Below are 19,723 nucleotides of genomic sequence, written 5' to 3'. Positions count from 1 at the left end.
CCGTACTTCGACTTCGCTCAGTATAAACTTCGGCGGAAATCTCATGTTACTTTATTACTATATACTTCTTATAATTTCTAATCCATAAAATCACTTAGTCACTCTACATTTTCAAATTCCAAAAATCAAAAATCTCCAATCGTTACTCTTTAACTCTTAGCACAAACTACTCCTTAACGGCCTCTTCCTTTTTTGGGTAAAAATTCACAAACGCTTCATATACTGCTTTATGTAAAATATTCGAATGATTTTGTCCATCAAAGTACGTAAAACTAGAAATAATATTTCGATCTTCTTTTAAAACTCCTATCAAACTAAAAGCAGCACTTTCCATATAAGGACCTTCTTTTCCAACAGCTACATATACATTTGTAGGATTTGTAATAGCAACTCTTTCTTTGGGAAGTAATGAATTGTCATCCCACCATAGACTTGGACTTACAATGATGTACTTAGAAAATAATGTGGGTTTTTTCCAAAGTATTTCTGTGGCAAGAAGTCCTCCTAGTGACTGTCCAATAAGCATACGCTCTTCTGAAATACGATAGGTATTTGCTACGTATGGCTGTAATTCATGCTCTAAAAAAGAGATAAATGCTTGAGAACCTCCCGTGGTAGGAAAGTCCTCTTTGTCTTTTTTATTGGTCGTTGGGTAGGTGAAATCTCGTTTCCGATCTATATTACTAATACCTATAATAATAGACTCAGGCAACATATTAATCCATGGGAAGTTTCCAAATTGAACAATACCTGCAATATGAATAAAATCTTCATCTTTACTACCGTCCAAAAGGTAAATTACGGGATAGGTAGCTTCTTTTTTTTCAGTGTAAGAAGGGGGTAGGTATACGTTTATGGTTCTATTTTCTTTAAGCGTTTCAGAGTAAAACGTACGGGTTTCTCCTATTGTAAAAGGTGTTGTTTCTAGAGTCTTAGGAGCACTGTTTTGTTGTGCAATACCTTGTAAGGATAGTATAGAAAAAAGCAGTAAAAAAGTGTAGTATATCTTCATAAATGCGATTGATTTTTTTTATGCTTTCGCGAAAGCATAAAATTACCCATTTTCAATTACTTTTGCACTCAAGATCTATAACGATTATGTATAAACTTCTTGTCAGACCTATTCTTTTTTTATTTGACCCTGAGAAAGTCCACTATTTTACCTTTTCGCTTATTAGAAATATGACCAAATTAGGTTTTGGAGGACTCTTTCGAAGCCTATGGCAAGTAAATGATAAAAAATTGCAACGTGAGGTATTTGGATTGACCTTTAAAAATCCCGTGGGACTTGCTGCTGGATTTGATAAAGATGCAAAACTATATCAAGAACTCGATAATATGGGATTTGGATTTATAGAAATAGGTACAGTAACTCCAAAAGGACAAATTGGAAATCCTAAAAAACGATTATTCCGTTTAAAAAGTGATCAGGCGATTATTAATAGAATGGGCTTTAATAATGGAGGGGTAGATGCTGCTGTAGAACGTCTTAAAAAGAATAAAAATGTTCTTATAGGTGGGAATATTGGAAAGAATACAGGCATTCAACCTGAAGATTATACCGCCGATTATTTAACGTGTTTTCATGCACTACATCCTTATGTAGATTACTTTGTACTGAATGTAAGTTGTCCTAATGTGTCAAGTCACGCAAAGCTAAATGATAAAGACTACCTGGTAGAATTGATACAGGCGGTTCAAAAGGCTAATAAGACATATGATATACAACGTCCTATTGTTTTAAAAATAGCACCAGACCTTAATGATAATCAACTTGATGAGATTGTAGCACTTGTTCAAGAGACAAACCTAGATGGGGTAATTGCAAGTAATACGTCTGTTTCTAGAGAAGGATTAAAAGCTACAAAAGAACGTCTCGACGAAATTGGGAATGGGGGTCTAAGTGGAAAACCGATTACAGACAAATCTACACGTGTTATACGCTATCTTTCTGAAAAGAGTAACAAATCATTCCCTATTATAGGCGTAGGAGGGATTCATTCGGTACAGGATGCTCTAGACAAACTAGATGCAGGTGCAAGTCTTATTCAATTATATACAGGGTTTATTTATGAAGGTCCAAGTTTGATTAAGAATATTAATAAGGCACTTTTAAAACGTGATGCGTAAGATTTTTAAAAATAGCATGCGTCTGTAATGTTTGAATTATTTTACGATTAAATGATATAGCTAAACCAAATTCAATATATCTTATTCTAATTTACCATGCGAAATTCTCATAAAGTACTTCTAGCTTCCGTAATGGTGTTGCTATTTTCTTTAAAACCTGATTTGGCATCATTCATACCTCAAATTGTAAAAGTAGGTGTAGCGGGTATTTTATTTCTTCTAGGACTTTTTCTAGTATGGAAAGAACGTCAGTGGTAGTGTAGTAAGTGCTATTATACTTTATTTAATTACTATTTTTTGTGTGAATCGTTTTCCTTCCTGTGAAGTATTCTGCAAAAAATAGACTCCTGGACCAAATTGTGTAAGATCTACGGTTTTCAATTCGCCAGTCATTATTGTTTTATAAATTAGTTTGCCTAAGGTATTGTAAATAGAAAGTTGTTGTATAGCTGTGTCCCTATTTACAACCGATATAATGCCAGATGAGGGGATTGGAAATATAGAAATCTTATTTGTTATTTCTTCTTCTTCTTCAACTCCTAATACACCATCTAGCGTGATGGTAAGTGTTCCTATTTTTTGTGTCGAAAAAGGAGAGATTCCTTGTAAACTAGTAATAACTCCAGTAGGAGTTGTTATTTGGTTTTCAGAAGTGTAATCAATACCACTATCAGTACCTGCATCATACGGAAAGAGATCTATTATGATTTCGTCTTTCCATGACCCATAATCATCTTGTAGTTCTATACTATTTGCAGCAATCATCCAGTCAGGACTTGGAGCAATCATAGATAGAATCGTAAGAAGTGGAAACTCTGGACTTGCTTCAAATTGCCCATGAATAAAACCAGAAGCAGTGTTTAAATTTCCAAAATCTAGTTGGTTATACGCTGTGTTTTCAGAAATAGCTTGTTGTACCTCTTGAAAAAACGCTGTACTGTTTCCTAATTCAGCTACATTTTGAACACCTGTACTAGCAGGAGAGTCCATCGCTAAAAAAGTAACTTGATTCGTATGCGTGACTCCTACTAAATCTGACCAATGTGATGTTGATGGCAAACTACCTGTAGGATGAGGATGTGTTTCTTGACTCCATACACTTTCAAGTGTAATAGAGAACAACGCAAAACCATTACCTGGATCTCTAGTTTCCTGAGCAACCAAATAGATAGGAAGTAGTAGTGCACACCTTAAAATGTACCATTGTAAATGATTTTTTCTTTTTTTCATGACACTAAGTTTCTAAATAAAAACTTGTAATAAAGATACACTTTTCTCAGTTTTACAGTATGATTGAATCTCTGCTTGCATTTTTAGGAGCCACTGCAGTATTAGCATTTTCCCCAGGCTCTGATAATATCTATGTACTGACACAAAGTGTTGTCAATGGTCGCGCTTCTGGTCTGGCAACTACCGCGGGCTTGATCTCAGGGTGTATTGTACATACTACTTTAGTCGCTTTTGGTGTTTCAGCTATTATTACAACATCACCTACGCTTTTTTTCATTATCAAACTATTAGGAGCATTGTATCTCTTATATCTCGCTTATAAAGTATACAAAAGTGATGCAAAGGTATCACTTACAGAGGGTACCCCTAAAAAAAGTTATTGGAGTTTGTTTAAACAAGGGGTGGTGATGAATATCTTAAACCCAAAAGTTACGATCTTTTTTCTGGCTTTCTTTCCAGGTTTTTTATGGGAGCCAGAGGGCAATACAGTGTATCAATTTTATGTGTTGGGTATTTTATTTATGATAGCTTCTTTTTTCATTTTTGGAAGTATTGCCGTATTAGCAGGTAGTATTTCTGGGTATCTTAAAAAAAGTAATCAACTAGGTGTTGTTTTAAAATGGTTACAGATTCTAGTTTTTATTGGGATAGCGGTTTTCATTCTAATTTAGCTTTCGCGAAAGCGTAATTAGCCTTATTTTTACATAGTGAATAACAAGGTTAAAATCATAGAATGTCCTCGTGACGCCATGCAAGGAATTAAAGATTGGATTCCAACGGATGCTAAAGTTCAGTATATCCAGTCGTTATTGCGCTGTGGCTTTGATACCATTGATGTGGGGAGTTTTGTATCGCCTAAAGCGATTCCTCAGATGGTAGATTCTGCCGAGGTATTACACCGTTTAGATCTTTCGAAAACAGAGAGTAAGTTACTTACCATCGTAGCCAATGTACGAGGTGCAACCGATGCTGTTACTCATGACATGGTTGATTATTTAGGGTATCCTTTTTCGATATCTGAAAACTTCCAAATGCGTAATACGCACAAAACAATTGCACAATCTGTAGAGGTTCTTAAAGAAATATTAGACCTAGCACATAGTCATGATAAGCAAGTGGTTGTGTATATTTCTATGGGATTTGGAAATCCCTATGGAGATCCTTGGAATGTAGATATTGTAGGGGAGTGGACCGAGAAGTTAAGTACTATGGGAGTGAAGATTCTTTCTTTGTCAGATACTGTAGGGACTTCTAATCCTGAAAATATTAACTACTTATTCTCTAATTTGATTCCCAAATATCCAGACATAGAGTTTGGAGCACATTTACATACAACGCCTACTTCTTGGCATGAAAAAGTAGATGCTGCTTATAATGCTGGATGCCGTCGTTTTGATGGGGCTATTCAAGGTTTTGGTGGGTGTCCTATGGCAAAAGATGAGCTTACAGGGAATATGCCTACAGAAAAACTTATCTCTTATTTTGCTTCTGTAAATGCATATGATAATATCAATACGATGTCTTTTGAGAGTAGTTATAATGAGGCTTTAAAAGTATTTGAAAAGTATCATTAATTGTGATCGGTTCCTTTACCTCTTCGTTCTAATTCAGATTGAATCAAGTCTCTTTGAACATTATGAATATCTCTGGTGAGTTTTGCATTTCTATATTGTCTAAATATGAGTATGCTTAATAATACAAGTATGATAGCTCCGACTACATATAAAATAGTATAAAGTATGTCTTTATCTTTTAAGGATTGTAATTGTTGCTCTTGTGTTTTTTGCTGTTCTTTTAATTCTTTTAATTCAATATCATTTAGGTCTGTACTTAATGAAAGTGAGTCATTATAACGAAGTGCATTTTTTAAATAGAATGTTTCTTTTTCAGTGTCGCCTATCTCTGTATATATAGAAGAGAGTAACATACTACTTTCATAGGCACTTTTAGGTGCTCTTTGATTTTGTGCTTGTTGAAACGCTTTTTCTGCTTGTGCAATAGCAGCATCGGTATCTTTTATCGCTTTGTAAGACTTTGCAAGTACAAGATCTGCTTCACTAGAAGGTTGCTTTAAACTATCGAGTCTTTGAATTCCTTTTTTTAAATAATGAATAGCTTCTTTGTAATTACCGATAGCATAATTTGTTTCACCAAGACTTGTATTCACTACTCCAAAAAGTCTTTTTGATTCATTTTTTTTTACAATAGTAAGCGCAGAATCTAAATATGTAAGAGACTTTTTGTAGGTTCCTAATTCTTTATGAATCATTCCGATATTATTGTATAGGAGTGCTAATTTTTGGGGCTTGTTCATTTTCTTTGAAAGTAATAACCCTTCATTAAAATAATCAACAGCTTTTTCTTTATTACCTAGCGTATAATAAATAATCGCTTGATTATTTATAGCATAGGCCTCTATATCTCGATCGGTATCTTTTATTTTTTCTTCATTAGTTAATGTTCTTATTTTTTCTAAATAAACTAACGAACTATCATAATGTAATTGTTTTTGAAAATACTCATTAGAAATGTCAATGTAGTGTCTAAGTTTTGTTTGTATATCCGTTTCTTGTGCTGCTTTAATTTTTAAACTATCTATATATGAAGTTTGGCTTAATGAAGAATAAGCTTGTAAACAGAATAGCAGAGATATGAATATGACTTTTGGCATTTAGTATTTCAATGAAATAGCTTTTAAATATACTAAAGTTTTTGAGTTTATATATTATAATAAAATAATCAACATAGAACCTATACTATTATGGTTGTTTGAGAAGTAATTAATTGGTTTTAGTGTTGTTTTTTCTTTTGTCTAATTCACTTTTAATTAGTGTTTTATGAGCCTCGTGCATATCTTTAGTAAGTTTAGAAGTTTTAAACTGTTTAAATAATAATATACCGAGTAGGATTAAAACAATAGCACCAATGATATATAAAATAGTATATAATAAGTCCTTGTTTTTTAAGGATTGTAATTGTTGTGCTTGTACTTTTTGTTGTTCTTTTAGTTCTTTTAATTCAATATCATTTAAGTTTGTTCTTATTGAGAGAGAGTCATTATAACGAAGTGTTTCTTTTAGGTAAATAGCTTCTTTTTCTGAATCTCCAATCTCTGCATACATAGAAGAAAGTAATAGACTGCTTTCATAAGCACTTTTTGGGGCATTTTGTTCTTGTGCCTCTCTAAAAGCTTTTTCTGCTTGTAGTATCGCTGAGTCTATCTTTTTTTCAGCTCTATACGATTTTGCGAGCGCAAAATCTGCTTCACTAGAAGGTTGTTGTAAACTATCTAGTATAGAAACTCCTATTTTTAAATAATGTATAGATTCTTTATAATTTCCAGTAGCATAATTTGTTTCACCTAGACTTGTATTTACTACTCCAAAAAGTCTTCTAGATTCCCCATTTTTTACAATAACATATGCAGAGTCTAAATACGTAAGCGATTTTTCATATTGTTTTAAGTCTTTGTAAAGTAATCCTATATTATTATATAATAAGACGTCTCGCGAAGGCATGCTCAATTCTTTGGACACATGAAGGCCTTTGTTGAAATAAGAAATGGCTTTTTCTTTATCACCTAATATCTCATAAATCAGAGCTTGATTGTTTAAAGCCACTAATTCTGCTTCTTTATTTCCTTCTTCATGAGCAATAGTTCTTATTTTTTTTAAATAAACAAAGGCACTATCATAGCGTAATTGCTTTCTGTAATACTCATTAGAAATGAGGAAATAATTTTTAAGCTTTTCTGTTACATTCGTTTCTTGAGCAGCTACATTCTTTAGGCTATCTATTTTTGAATTTTGTCCAAAAACAAAACATGATTGTATCCATAGTACAAGAAGTAGTAAGGTAGTTTTTGGCATAGAATGTCTAGTTAGTTATTTCTAAATATACTAAAGTTTTAAAAATATATTCAAAATGATCATCATTTAATAAATTACTTGAAAGAATACTTAAGTAGTAGCACGTAAAACTATTCCCGTATAAAATATGCTTTAACTATAGAAGTATCATCTACTTCATAAATAGCAATAAATTCCAAAACTTCAATGCCTTTGCGCCCTGTGATTTCTTCGTGATCTATGACTTTATTCCCTAGGACAATTCGATGTATAAGTTTTGAATGTAGCTGTGGAGAGTTTTTAAATATTTCTGAGTAGATCGTTCTTATTTGTTCTTGTCCTTGAGCAAAAGCTTTCGTTTCAGAAAAAGAGTATAATTGCGCATTGTGTGCATGACAAGCTACAAAGGTATTGATGTCTCTAGCGTTGTATGCATTTAGTTGTTTCTGAACTATTTCTTCTGGTAACATATGAGGTATATTAAAAATAAAAGGGATATATCAAAGCTACGTGATATATCCCTTTTATAAAAACATGTTTTAATATTAAGAAGGTATTCTAGCCTTAATAAATTTAACCTGTCCGTTGTGATTTGATTCATGTTCAACTACGTGGAACCACTTACAATATGCATTGGTTGGACCCCATGCCCAGTTAGTATCTATTTTAAGTAACCAATCATCATCCCGATTTTTTAACTCATTAAGTGTATGAGAGCGTACTTCGTTAAGTGCATCGAGATAATAGGTAAGATCATTTCCTTTTATTTTTTTACGTGCTTCATCCCCTAATCCAGAGGCAACACTCCAGCGACTACGATCTTCTCGAGACCAATCTCCCCAATTTTTACCTTCTAAAGTATGTATTTGATAGAAACGTTCTGTAGCCGCTAGATGTAAAAGCATGGCACCTATGGTGTTTGCTTTATCATCTATTAAAAAATCCAGTTGCTCTTGTTCAAGACCTCGTACTTGATCTTCAATCACATTACGCATCCAATTCATCATAGAAACGAGTGTTCCTATTTGTGGAGAATATCCAGCTTTAGGTCCTACAACATTAAGTTCTTCTTGTACTGGGGTACAAGAAGCACCCATAAGAGGTATAGAAACTAGGCTTAATGTTCCTGCTGCTGCAAATGAAGATTTCTTTAAAAAGTCACGACGACTGTAATCTGGTACTATAGTATTCATGATGATATATGTTAATTAGTCGTGTACAATATAGAAGTAGCTTGTCCAAAGATTACGTTAAAGCTGCGATAAATTCTTGTTAATTACCTATAAACACTACTATTCTAGCTGCTGAAGTCTTGAGATTGCATTTTGATTTTCAGGATTTAAGATCAATGATTCTTTAAAATTCTTTTTTGCGTTTTCTATATCTCCTAAATATAAATACCCTTCGGCGAGGCTATCATAAAGATTTGCAGATGTAGGGTATAATGTAATCGCAAACTCAAAAACAGCAATGCCTTTAGCTGCTTTTGAGCGATCGAAGATAAGTTGTAGACCAAGTGTATTCAAATTACCTTCTGGAATTTCTAGCTCAGGATGTTTATTCTTTACATTGCTATAAAGACTACTCATGTTTTTATATTCTTGGTGTTTTGCTGAAGCTAAAAAATCAAAGAATGTATATAATGGTTTTTGCGCTTTTTTAGAATCAATGGTAATGAGTTCTTCCGAAATATGATTTTCTTGAGCTGAATTTGTAATAAATTTTAAAGAGGTCTTATTGTTTTTTAGGTAGGCATTAAAAAATTGTAAACTATAGATTGTCGCAATTTTATAAGAAGCCATAATTTCAGAATCACTTTTATCTTGTTTCAGATCTCGTTCTTGAAAGAGAACTCCTAAGGTACTAAAATAGGAATGTGATAGATGATGTAAACGTATTTTATAAGCATCACTCTCTGTTAATTCATCATAAAATGTAAAATGTGTATTCAGAGAATCGGGTATATTTTGCTCTTTCATAATAGCTGTTGGAATCTCTTTTTGAGCTAGATGCATAAAAGGAATAGTCGCTTTCGTCATATCATAAAATGGTGTTGACTTTAAAAGATCATGACGATACCGTATTGTCCCATCGAGGCTCATGTTGGCTTTTATTACCGTATTTCGCATCTGTAGTAATACATTGGATAACCCTCCAAAACTAAATCCCATCGTTCCTACGTGATTCATATCAGATATTGGGTAGTGTGCTATTTCCTTTATCAGAAATTCAAGATCTCTTGCTTGCGTTTCGATGCCGCGTTCTAGTTTTTGAAATTGTTTTGATACAGTACCGCGGCTTGGACTAGAAATTACAATATAGCCATGACTCGCTAATAACTCACAAAGTGCAAAGTTTTCTATAGAAGATGCTTGAAAACTAGGGGCATATATAATGACAGGAAATGCACCCTTTGCATAGGGTATGTCTTTAAAAGCAGTAGTGCCTTCTTTTAGATGTGCTTGATTTTCAGAAGTGTTTTTATAATAAAACCAATCTAAAAGAAAGTAGTTTGGGAGATGTTCCCATTCTTCTTCTTCCTTTAAAACTTCCATATAATTTAAAACAGATAATGATTGCTCATTTTCAATAGTACTATCAGAAGGATACCAGATACTTATGGGAATAGGTCGGAAGGTTGCACTTGCATTAATGTCAGGTTTTGAAATATACATACGGGTACTATCCGTAGCTGTATAATGTTTGAAACCAACAGTATACTTCCCATTTTTTAATTGTAAACCTTGTAACGAAGTCTGACTTTGTGTGGTTTGTAATAGTATAAACGATAGGAAGAGTAGTAGTGCTGATTTCATAAGTATTGACGATGTATACTAGTAAAGATGCGATTCCTATTAAACTGTTACAGTTATAGCGTATTATCAGGTTGGGTTATAAAAAAAGGCACTCTGTATGAGTGCCTTTTTACTATATATATATTGGGATTGTTTATTGTATTGCTTTCGCGAAAGCGTCCTCACCACCCACAACAGGGAGAGAAAGCGTTGTTCCTTTAAGATCTAAGGTCAGTTCTGTACCTGGTTTTGGGTGTAATGTAAACTCATTATCACTTGAGAAAACCATCAATCCTATTTGTTGTCCTTTTGGAATTACTTGATCATCTGGAATTAGATCAAAGGTCACATCATAAAAAGTCTTTGCTACTAAAGGTTCTCCTTGACGTATCGAACTATGATTCTGAGGATCTGCCCATCCACGTGTAATGATGTTATCAGTAATCTTTATTTTATCACCTTCATTCCAAGGTAACGATACCAACCATACAGATAGATTAGCAGCTGGTTTACTACTCGCAATACGTATGGTTACTTTTGGTACTCCAGAAATATGCACATCTTGAGTTAACTCTGGCGTTACATATAATAAACGATGCTTTGAATCTTCTGCTTGTGCATGATCTGCTCCTTTTATGGTATAGTCATCTTTAAATGAAGCTGGGACTTCATTGGCATTTTGAGATGTACTTAAAAGTCCTTTTCTCGAATCATCTTTACTTGGGAATAAGGTAACATGTGATGCCGCTGGATTTGGATAATCTTCATAAGAAGTAGGATTATCTCTTTTATCATCTTCACGTACAATCCAAGAACGGGCATCCTTTTCTACCCCATTTTCGATACCATGTAAATATCTCGTAAACCATCTGTTACGCATTTTTAGAGGTGGTGGACCTCCATGGCCATTTTGGTGATAGAAGATTTGAGAAGGAATTCCTTGTGCTTTTGCTTGTGCATAAATACGGTAGCTATGCTCTGGCATTACATTCCAATCATTAAAACCATGTGACATCAATAATGCTGCTTTCATAGGCTTCATTTGAGTAAGGTAGTCTCTACCTGCCCAAAAATCATTAAAATCTCCGGTAGCACGATCCATACCATTCATCATCTCGGTATCGCGTACTGTTTTATTATTGTAAGGACGTTTTGACTCATCTCCACTGTGAATAAAATCATAGAGTACATCAATATCTTCTCCCAAGTATCCACCCGGAGAACGTACTAATCCGTTAGAACGATAGTAATGATAATAGGATGTATTTGGAGCAATAGGTATAATTGCTTCTAGTCCTTCTACTCCTGTGGTTGCAGCAGCAAGAGGGATTGTTCCATTATAAGAAGTTCCTGTCATACCTACTTTCCCAGTAGACCAGAAGGCTTCTACCGTTTCTTTACCATCTGGTGTTGTATATCCTTTTCTTTTTCCCGTGAGCCATTCAATAACCGCTTTTGGAGCTAAAGATTCATTTGGGCCTCCTACAGTAGGTGCGCCTTGTGAAAGTCCAGTTCCTGGCGACGAAGAGTGTACTACAATATACCCTCTAGGAACCCATGTCTTGATATGAGAATTCGAAATAATAGGACGTTCTCCTGTACGTTTTGCTTCTGGATGTAAACGCGCTTCTGCCGTTTCACCAAGTTCATGCTCAACATTCCAATTTGGAGTATCTGCGGCAACACCTGCAAAGTAAGGGCTACTCACATAAATAACAGGTAGTTTTAAGCCTTCAGTGTCTGTTTGTGGTGGTCGTGTGACAGAAACATGCATACGATCCATTGTATCATCCCCATCTGTATTAAAATCAGTTTCTACCCAGAGATCATGACGTATCCAGCTATCTGGATCTTCAAAAGCAGAGACTATTTGTGCTTCCCCGTCTAGAAATACAGGAGTTGTTTTTGGAGTTGTCTCTTGTTTACAAGAAACTACACAACCTGCTATTACGATAGCAAGCAAGGATAAGATACTATATCTTTTCATAGGAATGGTTTAGGATTAAAAGATGGATAGAAAGATACGGATATTATAGAGGATTTTGAATTTTGTTTTATTGATAAAGTTTATACTTAGTTAAGAGGTGAATCAACAGAATAATACTTCCTAATATAAATGCTAAAATATTATAATTAAGTATTTTTTTTGTGGAAATGCCGTATACATTATATCTGATTTTTTTCATATTCATTCCTATAATCACAAAGAGATGTATTATTAGAAGTATTGTTGTGAAAATAAAAGCCAATGAATGAAAATCAATTTCATCATCATATTTAATGATAAATAATACATTTATAAGAAGATAGTAAAAATAGGATTGTATAAAAATCCAACCCAATGGTCTATTCGTAAATGTACCTATAAAGGGGATTAATACTATAAAAATAGGTATATAATAAAATGTTGTTTTTAGTATTTCTACATAATTTTTATATCCGCATTTCAAACCTATAGCATTTTCACAATAGTCTATTGTTCTATTAGCAACCATAATTATAGTACATAAAAAAACAATAATTATGAGAGTTTTTAGGATTATTAAAAATGCATTTTGTTTTAAAAAAGAGGAAAATAATTTCATATACTTATCTGTAAAGCTTATAATACTTAAAAGGCTTTGGCCATTCTTCTCTAGGTTTAAAAGCAATAGCCACTTCTTTATGATCTAAGGCAGATTCTGTTAAAACTACATGACCTTCAAACTCTTTTGCTTTCTGAAATTCTGTATCATTTACTTTACAAACTACTTTATAAAAAGTGCTAGATACCCAAGCTTGCATATCTTTATCTTCTTTATATTTTAAATATGCAGCTAGGGAAGCATGTGCTGCTGCAAGAATAGCAAAGCCTTCCGGGATATCATCTTTAATAAGAATATACATTTTCATCAATGAAACAGTTTTAGGAGTTTAATTCTATATCATACGTTTCATCTAGTCGCTCTACATCAATGGCAATTTTGTCTTTTTCATAAGTAACGAGGTATACAAATTTCTGTCCCCATTTAATTTCAGCAGGCTTATAAGACGTACGTGAATAAACAGTTTGTGAAAAGGATTCATCAAAAGCTTTTAGCGTTACAATAAACTCAGCATCTTTTTCTTCGAGATCTTCAGGTGTGAAATTGTATAATGGACTCTTATCGCTTATAGGATGAACTACAGTCCATACCGAAGGCAAAAACACGACTTTAGAACGTTCCAAATCTAAACTAAAGAAATCTCGTAGGTCGGAATTTTCTCTTCGTAAGGAGAGAGATACTTTTACTTCGACTTCTAGTAATTGGTTCTCTTTTACATTTACCACTCTAAACATAAAACCATTAATATCTCTATACGGAGCAATCACTCCATGGTCACTATATTTTACAGTCGCTTTTGCTTTTGAGAAACGTCCATAAAGCATTCCTGTTGCTAGTGCAAATGTGAGTAACCCTAACATAGATTCGGTGGCGGCTACGATATTTGCCATAAGACCTACAGGCGCTACACGTCCATATCCTAATGTCGTAATGGTTTGTGCACTAAAGAAAAAAGCTTCCATAAATTGCTCCATAGGCGCATCTACTTTTTTCATGCCCGTAAGATGCTCGACACCTATAAGCATATATATAGAAGCAAATAGGGTATTAATTACAAAATAACCTATTAGAATCAAGCCCAGAAACCGTGGCCAAGGCATAGATACAAGAGAATGGAAAAAATTAATCCGTTCTAGAAAAGGAACATTCGTTTTCCGAACATTAAACGTACCGTCTTTATTGAGTGTACGATACACTCCAGACGTTTCTTTTACTCCGAGTCCAAGATCATTATATTTTTTCTTGGTATATTTTTCAGTAGTCTTTTTAGGACCCATGTGCTGATTTTATTTATAGTATGAAGGTATAAAAAGTATATAACATTGCCATTCAGAAACAATCAACGTTTTACATAAAATATAAAGAGGTTACTTTTTAGTGACCTCTTTTTTTATACGCTTTCGCGAAAGCGTATACAACACAGTATAAAAATGGTTAAAGTCCTTGTGAATTTGGAGATCCATCGAAAAAAAATAAAATCACAACAACGCCTAGGTATTTTTGAAGCATCAATTTTTAAAACGAATCTTTATGAGAATGCCTTTTTCAGAATTTATAACCAGTGGTGATTTAAAATTTATCATAGCCTTTTTCATTTTTAGCGGATGGGCAATTGTTCACTTTTTTAAGAAAGTAAAAGCAAGACAACAGCAGGACGACACGCATCAGATTCTACATCACAATTCCAAAATTAACCATGCCGCATTTTGGATTCTTATACTAAGTGTATTATCGCTATTGCTAGGACTCATGCATAGCTTTTATTTTATAGGAAAAACAGGAGGAATAGCCCCAGGATTAATCTTTCAAGGAGTTTCATATGCATTAATTACACCTGTATTAGGAATTTGTCTCTTTATATGTTGTAAAACCCTAAAAGGAACCTTTAATGAAAGCTCCTCTAAATAATACGAAGATGAACGTAGTATATGCACTATTACTTGCGATGGCTATTGGCAATCTAAGTAACGCACAGACGACTACCTCTAAGGGAGATAGTTTACGAAAAGACGGGAAACTAGAAGCTGCTATAAAAGCCTATACAAAAGATTATCAAGCAGCAAAAGAATGGAAAGTTGGGTATAACCTAGCCTGCGCCTATGCTTTGACATTTCAAAAGGATAGTGCATTTCATTATCTTGATATAGTTCTAGAACATGATACTTCATTATGGCCCCTCGCAGATGCCGATTTATATGCGCTAATTGATGATCCTCGTTGGTCTAGCATAGAGAATGATCAAATACAGCGATATCAAGAAAATCACGGTGTGTTAAAACAACCAGAATACTCAAAACAATTACTACAGATTATTCTAAAAGATCAAGCTTTAGATTATTATATAGACCAAGCAAAATCTCATTTTATGAAAGAAGGAAGTGCGCCTCAGTGGTATTACCCTATAGGGGCTTATAAGCAAGAAATTGTAAAAGAAAACTATGAGGGCATGCTTCAGTTATTAGATGCCTATGGTTGGCCAAAATATACAACGGTAGGAGAATTGGCAGCAGATGCCCCTTTACTAGTCATCAATCATCATGAAGATGACGCTGTTAGGAAAAAATATTTAGAAAAAATCAAGCAATCCTGTTTGGACGGAGAAGGGAGTTGTATGGAATATGCTAAAATCCATGATCGAATATTAGTAAATGAAAACCAACCACAACTGTACGGAATGCAGTTTCGGTATACTGAAACACGTACTTTAGAACCTTTTCCTATTGTAGCTCCTGAATATGTAGACCAGCGTAGAGAAGCTATAGGACTAGAATCTTTGTCGGTATATCTAAAAAGAAAAATTAACTATGATTGGACTATAGTTCAGAAGAAACGTTAATATATTTTATTGGCATCTCCAAAAGGGGTAATACACCTAGACTGGCTTGCCTTAAGATAGTTTACTCATTAGAGGTAGGTAATACATAACTTTTACTACTTCCATTCATTAAGTCTATTACTTACCTCTATAAAATCTTTTTTCTTCATCCATTTTTGATCGATTAAATAGACCTCCTCATTTTTCGTGTAAATTTCAATTAACTTTCCTTGAGGATTAGAAATAACTTCTACTTTATCGATGTCTTCAAAAGAAATTTTGATGTGCTTTTTACGAGGTATAGGTAATTCAATAGCATGAGAACTTATTTGTAAATCACTGGTTCCTAAATTTATATAAAATGTATAGATGCATAGGCATCCTATACTTCCAAATAAAAGTGTAAGAACTCCAAAAATGATAGATATCCATAGTTCTTGAAGCTCTATCATACTTGCAAAAAGTATACTACATGCTATACCAATAACTCCTATTAAGACTATAGATAGTGGTTGTTTATAGGTATATTTTTTAATCAAAATAATTTAATCTTCTGGTAACGCGTCAAATTCTCTGCGTTTGCTTTCAAACCAAGCCTGCATAGCATCTGGAGAACTCATAAGAGCCTTCATATCATCCATTGCTTTTAGGTGTGCTTCATCTTCTGCTTCAAACATGGCTGTGCCATGTTGTTTACTCATAGCCGCAATCTCTTCAAATGTATTGGCTTGAAAAGCCATACTGCAAGCACCCCCTAATTGTTTGCAAGTCATTGTTTTCATGTGGATGGTTATTTATAATTAATCAGTACTAAATAAAGCAGCTATTTTTTATAATTTATATTTGAATAACAATTGTATTAGCTGCCATATCGCCTATACGTTTATTCATTTTATTACTTGACGCAACTATCATTCCTAGTAAAAAAATATAATCTATAAATCCCAAAATATAACGTGTTATAGAAGCTGTTATATCAATAAGTTCATAATGATCTGTTACTACTTTTATATTCAACATTCGTTTTCCTAAGGTTTGTCCCCAGATTCCTTCACTAATGGGCCATAGGAAAAAACCTATAAGCATCATTGCTAATGCAGGTATTCCTGTAAGTTCAAATCCAATTCCTTCTATGGGTTCACCGAAAAAAAATCCAAGCAGGATACCTATGAAGCAAAAAATGCAAAGATCAACTAAAAAAGCAATAATACGTGTTCTTTTATGAGCAATTTGGAATTCATTCTCAGGGGTATATTCTATGACGTTATCATGCATGTTATATAGTATGTTGGTTAGGGATTCACATTATATAAGAGGCAAAATTAAATGAATTGTTACAAATCTTGTAGGGTCAAATGCCCCTTTAATTCATTATAATTGGTGATTTTTAGGGGCATTCCCCCATATTTTTGATTTTAATGTGCTTGTAAGTCGTTTATAGTTTCTAATATTTTTAGTTTAAATAACGTATCATAATTTTAATGTCTTATTTTCTATGATATCATATCCTAAATACCCTTTACGTGTTTCTAGTTCTACAGTATTATAAAACTCCATCATTTTGTAATATTGATAAGAGAAAACTAATTCCTTAATTTTTTTCTGATAACGTATACGTATAAGAGGCTGTCGTTTACTTCTATTATGTTTATTACCTGGCATAGAGGATCTATCTACAATCTCATACGTTTCTGTTACAGTAGTAGTATCACCTATGTAATAATTAGTAAACATAAATAATGAACATACAATAAAACCGACTCCAAAAAAGTAATGCATTGCCCCATAGATATGAGACATGATTAGTCCGTAATTATAGGTTTTTATATAATTTTTTATATCTATTACATGAAAAATAATTGCAGTTACTATTATAATTTTGAACAGTATAGATAGATCAATAACAGTCTTTCTATAAATAGTTATTTGCCATATCATTAATATATTTCCAAGGAAAAAAATAATTGGATAAAGTATTTTTCGCTGCTTTTTGGTCATTTAATAGTATAGCTTTTGACTATAAGTACTAAAAAAGGTTTATACGTTACTAATTTCTTTACTAAAAATATTTTCAATTCTTCATAGTTACTAATGCTTATAGTTGTACCGTCTTTATTGACAAGATTCTTAACCTGATCTGGTAATTCCTTATACTTCCCGACAATAGGTTCTATAGCGGGTAAAAACTTTACAGGATGTGCTGTTTCTAAAAATACCCCAAAGGCTTTGGGATGCTCTTTTAAGTAGGCTTTTAATCCTAAATACCCTACAGCTCCATGTGGGTCTAATATGTATTGATGTTTTTCATATACGTCTCGTACAGCAGCTCGCGTGACGTTATCACAGTATGAATATGAGGTCAGCTTTCGCGAAAGCGTACTCAGATCATTTTCAAATAATTGTAACACGCGTACAAAATTACTGGGATCACTTACATCCATGGCATTGCTTATCGTAGGAACCGTAGTTGAAGGCGCATATACTCCCGATTCCATAAAACGCGGTATCGTCGTATTGCTATTTACTGCGGCAACAAATTGCTGAACGGGCATTCCCATATGATGAGCCATCATACCTGCACAGATATTTCCAAAATTACCGCTAGGCACTGAAAAAACTAAAGGTTTCCTTTTCTTTTTGAGTTCTTTATACGCAAAGAGATAATAGAGTAACTGTGGTAACCACCTAGCTACATTGATACTATTGGCAGATGTGAGTTGGCGGTGATCTGTAATTTCTTGATCGAGAAACGCACGCTTTACCATGGCTTGACAATCGTCAAAAGTACCCTCCACTTCAAAAGCCGTAATATTTTCTCCTAGCGTTGTTAATTGCTTTTCTTGAATAGCACTTACTTTTCCAGAAGGGTAAAGAATCACAACTTTAATACCAGGCACTTTGTAAAATCCGCGAGCTACAGCACCACCCGTATCTCCACTTGTGGCAACTAATACTGTAACCTCTTCTGTTTGATTACGTTGTTTTAAAAAATGGCCAAGACAACGTGCCATAAATCGCGCACCTACATCTTTAAATGCCATCGTCGGACCGTGAAAAAGTTCTAAAGTAGCCACTTGGTTTTCAATGGCTACAATAGGGAAATCAAAAGACAATACATCTGTAACGATCTCTCGTAAAGAAGCATCATCTATGGTATCACCCACAAAAGGTTTCATAGCGATACACGCAATTTCTTCTATAGATAAATGTTCGATAGTATCCCAAAAGGATGCGGGTAATCGCGGAATCTCTTCTGGAAAATACAATCCTTTATCGGGTGCAATGCCTCGTATCACGGCTTCGTCAAAAGTAACGATAGGTGCCTGTTTGTTTAAACTGTAGTAGTTCATAGTTATTATTGTATCACTTGACATCCTGTGCCACTTATCTGGCTGGAGTAGGTATCTACGTTTAAATGTTGTTGTTTATAATAGGTTTTACTCGCATGTAGGTAGCTTTCTATATTCGCTTTCGCGAAAGCGAACGCAAAAAGACTAGGACCACTTCCAGAAATTCCAAATGCCATACATCCATGTTCTTTAGACACTGTTTTAATCGCGTCAAAATGCGGAATCAATTGTTTGCGATGAGGTTCTACCAAAACATCTTGAACGCTTTCCACAAATAACTGCTTATCCCATTCGTATAAACTCGCTACAAAACCCGCTAGGCGTTGTGCTTGTGTAATGGCATCTTTTAAAGGCACTTCTTTTGGGAGAATGGCTCGTGCATCTTTCGTAGCAATCTTAATATGCGGATGCAAAATTCCTACATATACCGTTTCCATAGGAGGGAGCGAAATCACACGTAACGGATCATATCCAGTAATAAGGGTAGTACCGCCATAAATACAAGGTGCTACATTATCTGCATGTTCATTTCCACTAGCAAGCGCTTCTCCCTTCATGGCATATCGAGTCAGCTCTAGGTTAGATAATGGAGTATCTAGTAATTGATTAATACCATAAACAGCACCCGCTGCACTGGCTGCACTACTACCAATTCCACTGCCAGAACGTATTTTTTTATGAATTTCTATTTCGACGCCAAAATCTGCTTCAATACCTTCCAACATGGCATTGCCTGCAACGCCAGCTACATTATTATGTGCTTCCATCGGAAGTTCTTCGCCTGTAATCAGGGTAATCGTAACGCCAGGAGTGGTTACTTTACGAAATACCATTTCATCTCCAATACCTTCTAATGCAAAACCTAAGGTGTCAAAACCACAGTTGACATTTGCGACGGTGGCTGGACAAAATATCCTAACTTCATCTCTGTGAAGGTGGAGTTCTTTTTCATTTTCTTTCATAATAACCC

General features: G+C 34.1%; 21 protein-coding genes. 5 read left to right on the top strand and 16 right to left on the bottom strand.

The window, feature by feature from the left end; translation table 11 throughout:
• Positions 1-166: 166 nt before the first annotated feature.
• Positions 167-1,012 (bottom strand): alpha/beta hydrolase-fold protein, encoded by an 846-nt coding sequence (locus Q1A60_RS11225; RefSeq protein WP_299765597.1) that lies wholly within the window; start codon positions 1,010-1,012, stop codon positions 167-169.
• Positions 1,013-1,098: 86 nt separating this feature from the next.
• On the opposite strand from Q1A60_RS11225, the gene Q1A60_RS11220 reads away from it, so the two are divergent.
• Complete coding sequence (locus tag Q1A60_RS11220; protein ID WP_299765853.1) at positions 1,099-2,130, top strand: quinone-dependent dihydroorotate dehydrogenase; 1,032 nt, start codon at positions 1,099-1,101, stop codon at positions 2,128-2,130.
• Positions 2,131-2,409: 279 nt separating this feature from the next.
• On the opposite strand, the gene Q1A60_RS11215 is transcribed toward Q1A60_RS11220, so the two are convergent.
• On the bottom strand, positions 2,410-3,360 hold the full coding sequence (locus Q1A60_RS11215) for a spondin domain-containing protein (RefSeq protein WP_299765595.1): 951 nt from the start codon (positions 3,358-3,360) through the stop codon (positions 2,410-2,412).
• Between the two features lie 59 nt (positions 3,361-3,419).
• On the opposite strand from Q1A60_RS11215, the gene Q1A60_RS11210 reads away from it, so the two are divergent.
• Both Q1A60_RS11210 and Q1A60_RS11205 read left to right on the top strand, forming a co-directional pair.
• Entirely contained in the window at positions 3,420-4,031 is a 612-nt protein-coding gene (locus tag Q1A60_RS11210; protein ID WP_299765593.1) for a LysE family translocator, read from the top strand.
• Between the two features lie 36 nt (positions 4,032-4,067).
• On the top strand, positions 4,068-4,934 hold the full coding sequence (locus Q1A60_RS11205; protein ID WP_299765591.1) for a hydroxymethylglutaryl-CoA lyase: 867 nt from the start codon (positions 4,068-4,070) through the stop codon (positions 4,932-4,934).
• Here the strand turns inward: Q1A60_RS11205 and Q1A60_RS11200 are convergent.
• From Q1A60_RS11200 to Q1A60_RS11165, 8 genes are all read right to left on the bottom strand, one after another.
• Complete coding sequence (locus Q1A60_RS11200) at positions 4,931-6,031, bottom strand: tetratricopeptide repeat protein (protein ID WP_299765589.1); 1,101 nt, start codon at positions 6,029-6,031, stop codon at positions 4,931-4,933. The two genes, Q1A60_RS11205 and Q1A60_RS11200, sit on opposite strands and share 4 nt — an antisense overlap.
• A 109-nt stretch (positions 6,032-6,140) precedes the next feature.
• The gene (locus tag Q1A60_RS11195) at positions 6,141-7,229 is read right to left on the bottom strand and encodes a tetratricopeptide repeat protein (protein WP_299765587.1); all 1,089 of its coding nucleotides are present in this window, start codon (positions 7,227-7,229) and stop codon (positions 6,141-6,143) included.
• Between the two features lie 110 nt (positions 7,230-7,339).
• Positions 7,340-7,678: a nuclear transport factor 2 family protein gene (locus Q1A60_RS11190; protein WP_299765586.1), complete on the bottom strand. Its 339-nt coding sequence runs from the start codon at positions 7,676-7,678 to the stop codon at positions 7,340-7,342.
• Positions 7,679-7,753: 75 nt separating this feature from the next.
• On the bottom strand, positions 7,754-8,401 hold the full coding sequence (locus Q1A60_RS11185; RefSeq protein WP_299765585.1) for a DinB family protein: 648 nt from the start codon (positions 8,399-8,401) through the stop codon (positions 7,754-7,756).
• Positions 8,402-8,500: 99 nt separating this feature from the next.
• Positions 8,501-10,024: an alpha/beta hydrolase gene (locus tag Q1A60_RS11180; protein ID WP_299765584.1), complete on the bottom strand. Its 1,524-nt coding sequence runs from the start codon at positions 10,022-10,024 to the stop codon at positions 8,501-8,503.
• A 133-nt stretch (positions 10,025-10,157) separates the two neighbouring features.
• A complete protein-coding gene (locus Q1A60_RS11175; RefSeq protein ID WP_299765583.1) occupies positions 10,158-11,990 on the bottom strand; it encodes a Xaa-Pro dipeptidyl-peptidase in 1,833 nt (610 codons plus the stop codon).
• Positions 11,991-12,592: 602 nt separating this feature from the next.
• On the bottom strand, positions 12,593-12,895 hold the full coding sequence (locus Q1A60_RS11170; protein ID WP_299765582.1) for a peptidyl-tRNA hydrolase: 303 nt from the start codon (positions 12,893-12,895) through the stop codon (positions 12,593-12,595).
• A gap of 13 nt (positions 12,896-12,908) precedes the next feature.
• Positions 12,909-13,865, bottom strand: coding sequence for an ion channel (locus Q1A60_RS11165; protein ID WP_299765580.1), 957 nt, complete (start codon positions 13,863-13,865; stop codon positions 12,909-12,911).
• A 259-nt stretch (positions 13,866-14,124) separates the two neighbouring features.
• Here Q1A60_RS11165 and Q1A60_RS11160 point away from each other — a divergent pair, with 259 nt between their 5' ends.
• Positions 14,125-14,496, top strand: coding sequence for a hypothetical protein (locus Q1A60_RS11160; protein WP_299765579.1), 372 nt, complete (start codon positions 14,125-14,127; stop codon positions 14,494-14,496).
• Between the two features lie 7 nt (positions 14,497-14,503).
• Positions 14,504-15,424, top strand: coding sequence for a DUF6624 domain-containing protein (locus Q1A60_RS11155; protein ID WP_299765578.1), 921 nt, complete (start codon positions 14,504-14,506; stop codon positions 15,422-15,424).
• A 95-nt stretch (positions 15,425-15,519) separates the two neighbouring features.
• On the opposite strand, the gene Q1A60_RS11150 is transcribed toward Q1A60_RS11155, so the two are convergent.
• The 6 genes from Q1A60_RS11150 to Q1A60_RS11125 form a co-directional block, all read right to left on the bottom strand.
• Positions 15,520-15,942: a hypothetical protein gene (locus tag Q1A60_RS11150; protein ID WP_299765577.1), complete on the bottom strand. Its 423-nt coding sequence runs from the start codon at positions 15,940-15,942 to the stop codon at positions 15,520-15,522.
• Between the two features lie 6 nt (positions 15,943-15,948).
• Entirely contained in the window at positions 15,949-16,185 is a 237-nt protein-coding gene (locus tag Q1A60_RS11145; protein WP_299765576.1) for a DUF1059 domain-containing protein, read from the bottom strand.
• A gap of 55 nt (positions 16,186-16,240) precedes the next feature.
• Positions 16,241-16,678, bottom strand: a complete 438-nt coding sequence (locus Q1A60_RS11140) for an RDD family protein (protein ID WP_299765575.1) — start codon at positions 16,676-16,678, stop codon at positions 16,241-16,243.
• 195 nt (positions 16,679-16,873) lie between these two features.
• Complete coding sequence (locus Q1A60_RS11135; RefSeq protein ID WP_299765574.1) at positions 16,874-17,203, bottom strand: hypothetical protein; 330 nt, start codon at positions 17,201-17,203, stop codon at positions 16,874-16,876.
• 194 nt (positions 17,204-17,397) lie between these two features.
• Positions 17,398-18,753 carry a threonine synthase gene (gene thrC / locus Q1A60_RS11130; RefSeq protein ID WP_299765572.1) on the bottom strand — a complete coding sequence of 452 codons (1,356 nt, stop codon included), beginning with the start codon at positions 18,751-18,753 and terminating at the stop codon, positions 17,398-17,400.
• 5 nt (positions 18,754-18,758) lie between these two features.
• Positions 18,759-19,715, bottom strand: coding sequence for a homoserine kinase (locus Q1A60_RS11125; protein ID WP_299765571.1), 957 nt, complete (start codon positions 19,713-19,715; stop codon positions 18,759-18,761).
• Positions 19,716-19,723 lie beyond the last annotated feature (8 nt).

The organism is uncultured Dokdonia sp. (genome assembly GCF_947492535.1).
Taxonomy (GTDB): Bacteria; Bacteroidota; Bacteroidia; order Flavobacteriales; family Flavobacteriaceae; genus Dokdonia.
Note: the sequence above shows the minus strand (reverse complement) of the source record. Positions and strands in the feature narration are given on the sequence as shown.

Excerpts from the sequence above, each read along its gene's own strand:
- Q1A60_RS11140 (WP_299765575.1), bottom strand. The coding sequence starts at position 16,678 with ATGCATGATAACGTCATAGAATATACCCCTGAGAATGAATTCCAAATT.
- Q1A60_RS11185 (WP_299765585.1), bottom strand. The coding sequence starts at position 8,401 with ATGAATACTATAGTACCAGATTACAGTCGTCGTGACTTTTTAAAGAAA.
- thrC (WP_299765572.1), bottom strand. The coding sequence starts at position 18,753 with ATGAACTACTACAGTTTAAACAAACAGGCACCTATCGTTACTTTTGAC.
- Q1A60_RS11145 (WP_299765576.1), bottom strand. The coding sequence starts at position 16,185 with ATGAAAACAATGACTTGCAAACAATTAGGGGGTGCTTGCAGTATGGCT.
- Q1A60_RS11215 (WP_299765595.1), bottom strand. The coding sequence starts at position 3,360 with ATGAAAAAAAGAAAAAATCATTTACAATGGTACATTTTAAGGTGTGCA.
- Q1A60_RS11195 (WP_299765587.1), bottom strand. The coding sequence starts at position 7,229 with ATGCCAAAAACTACCTTACTACTTCTTGTACTATGGATACAATCATGT.
- Q1A60_RS11225 (WP_299765597.1), bottom strand. The coding sequence starts at position 1,012 with ATGAAGATATACTACACTTTTTTACTGCTTTTTTCTATACTATCCTTA.
- Q1A60_RS11160 (WP_299765579.1), top strand. The coding sequence starts at position 14,125 with ATGCCTTTTTCAGAATTTATAACCAGTGGTGATTTAAAATTTATCATA.
- Q1A60_RS11155 (WP_299765578.1), top strand. The coding sequence starts at position 14,504 with ATGAACGTAGTATATGCACTATTACTTGCGATGGCTATTGGCAATCTA.
- Q1A60_RS11220 (WP_299765853.1), top strand. The coding sequence starts at position 1,099 with ATGTATAAACTTCTTGTCAGACCTATTCTTTTTTTATTTGACCCTGAG.
- Q1A60_RS11200 (WP_299765589.1), bottom strand. The coding sequence starts at position 6,031 with ATGCCAAAAGTCATATTCATATCTCTGCTATTCTGTTTACAAGCTTAT.
- Q1A60_RS11175 (WP_299765583.1), bottom strand. The coding sequence starts at position 11,990 with ATGAAAAGATATAGTATCTTATCCTTGCTTGCTATCGTAATAGCAGGT.
- Q1A60_RS11170 (WP_299765582.1), bottom strand. The coding sequence starts at position 12,895 with ATGAAAATGTATATTCTTATTAAAGATGATATCCCGGAAGGCTTTGCT.
- Q1A60_RS11135 (WP_299765574.1), bottom strand. The coding sequence starts at position 17,203 with ATGTCTCATATCTATGGGGCAATGCATTACTTTTTTGGAGTCGGTTTT.
- Q1A60_RS11125 (WP_299765571.1), bottom strand. The coding sequence starts at position 19,715 with ATGAAAGAAAATGAAAAAGAACTCCACCTTCACAGAGATGAAGTTAGG.
- Q1A60_RS11165 (WP_299765580.1), bottom strand. The coding sequence starts at position 13,865 with ATGGGTCCTAAAAAGACTACTGAAAAATATACCAAGAAAAAATATAAT.
- Q1A60_RS11210 (WP_299765593.1), top strand. The coding sequence starts at position 3,420 with ATGATTGAATCTCTGCTTGCATTTTTAGGAGCCACTGCAGTATTAGCA.
- Q1A60_RS11180 (WP_299765584.1), bottom strand. The coding sequence starts at position 10,024 with ATGAAATCAGCACTACTACTCTTCCTATCGTTTATACTATTACAAACC.
- Q1A60_RS11190 (WP_299765586.1), bottom strand. The coding sequence starts at position 7,678 with ATGTTACCAGAAGAAATAGTTCAGAAACAACTAAATGCATACAACGCT.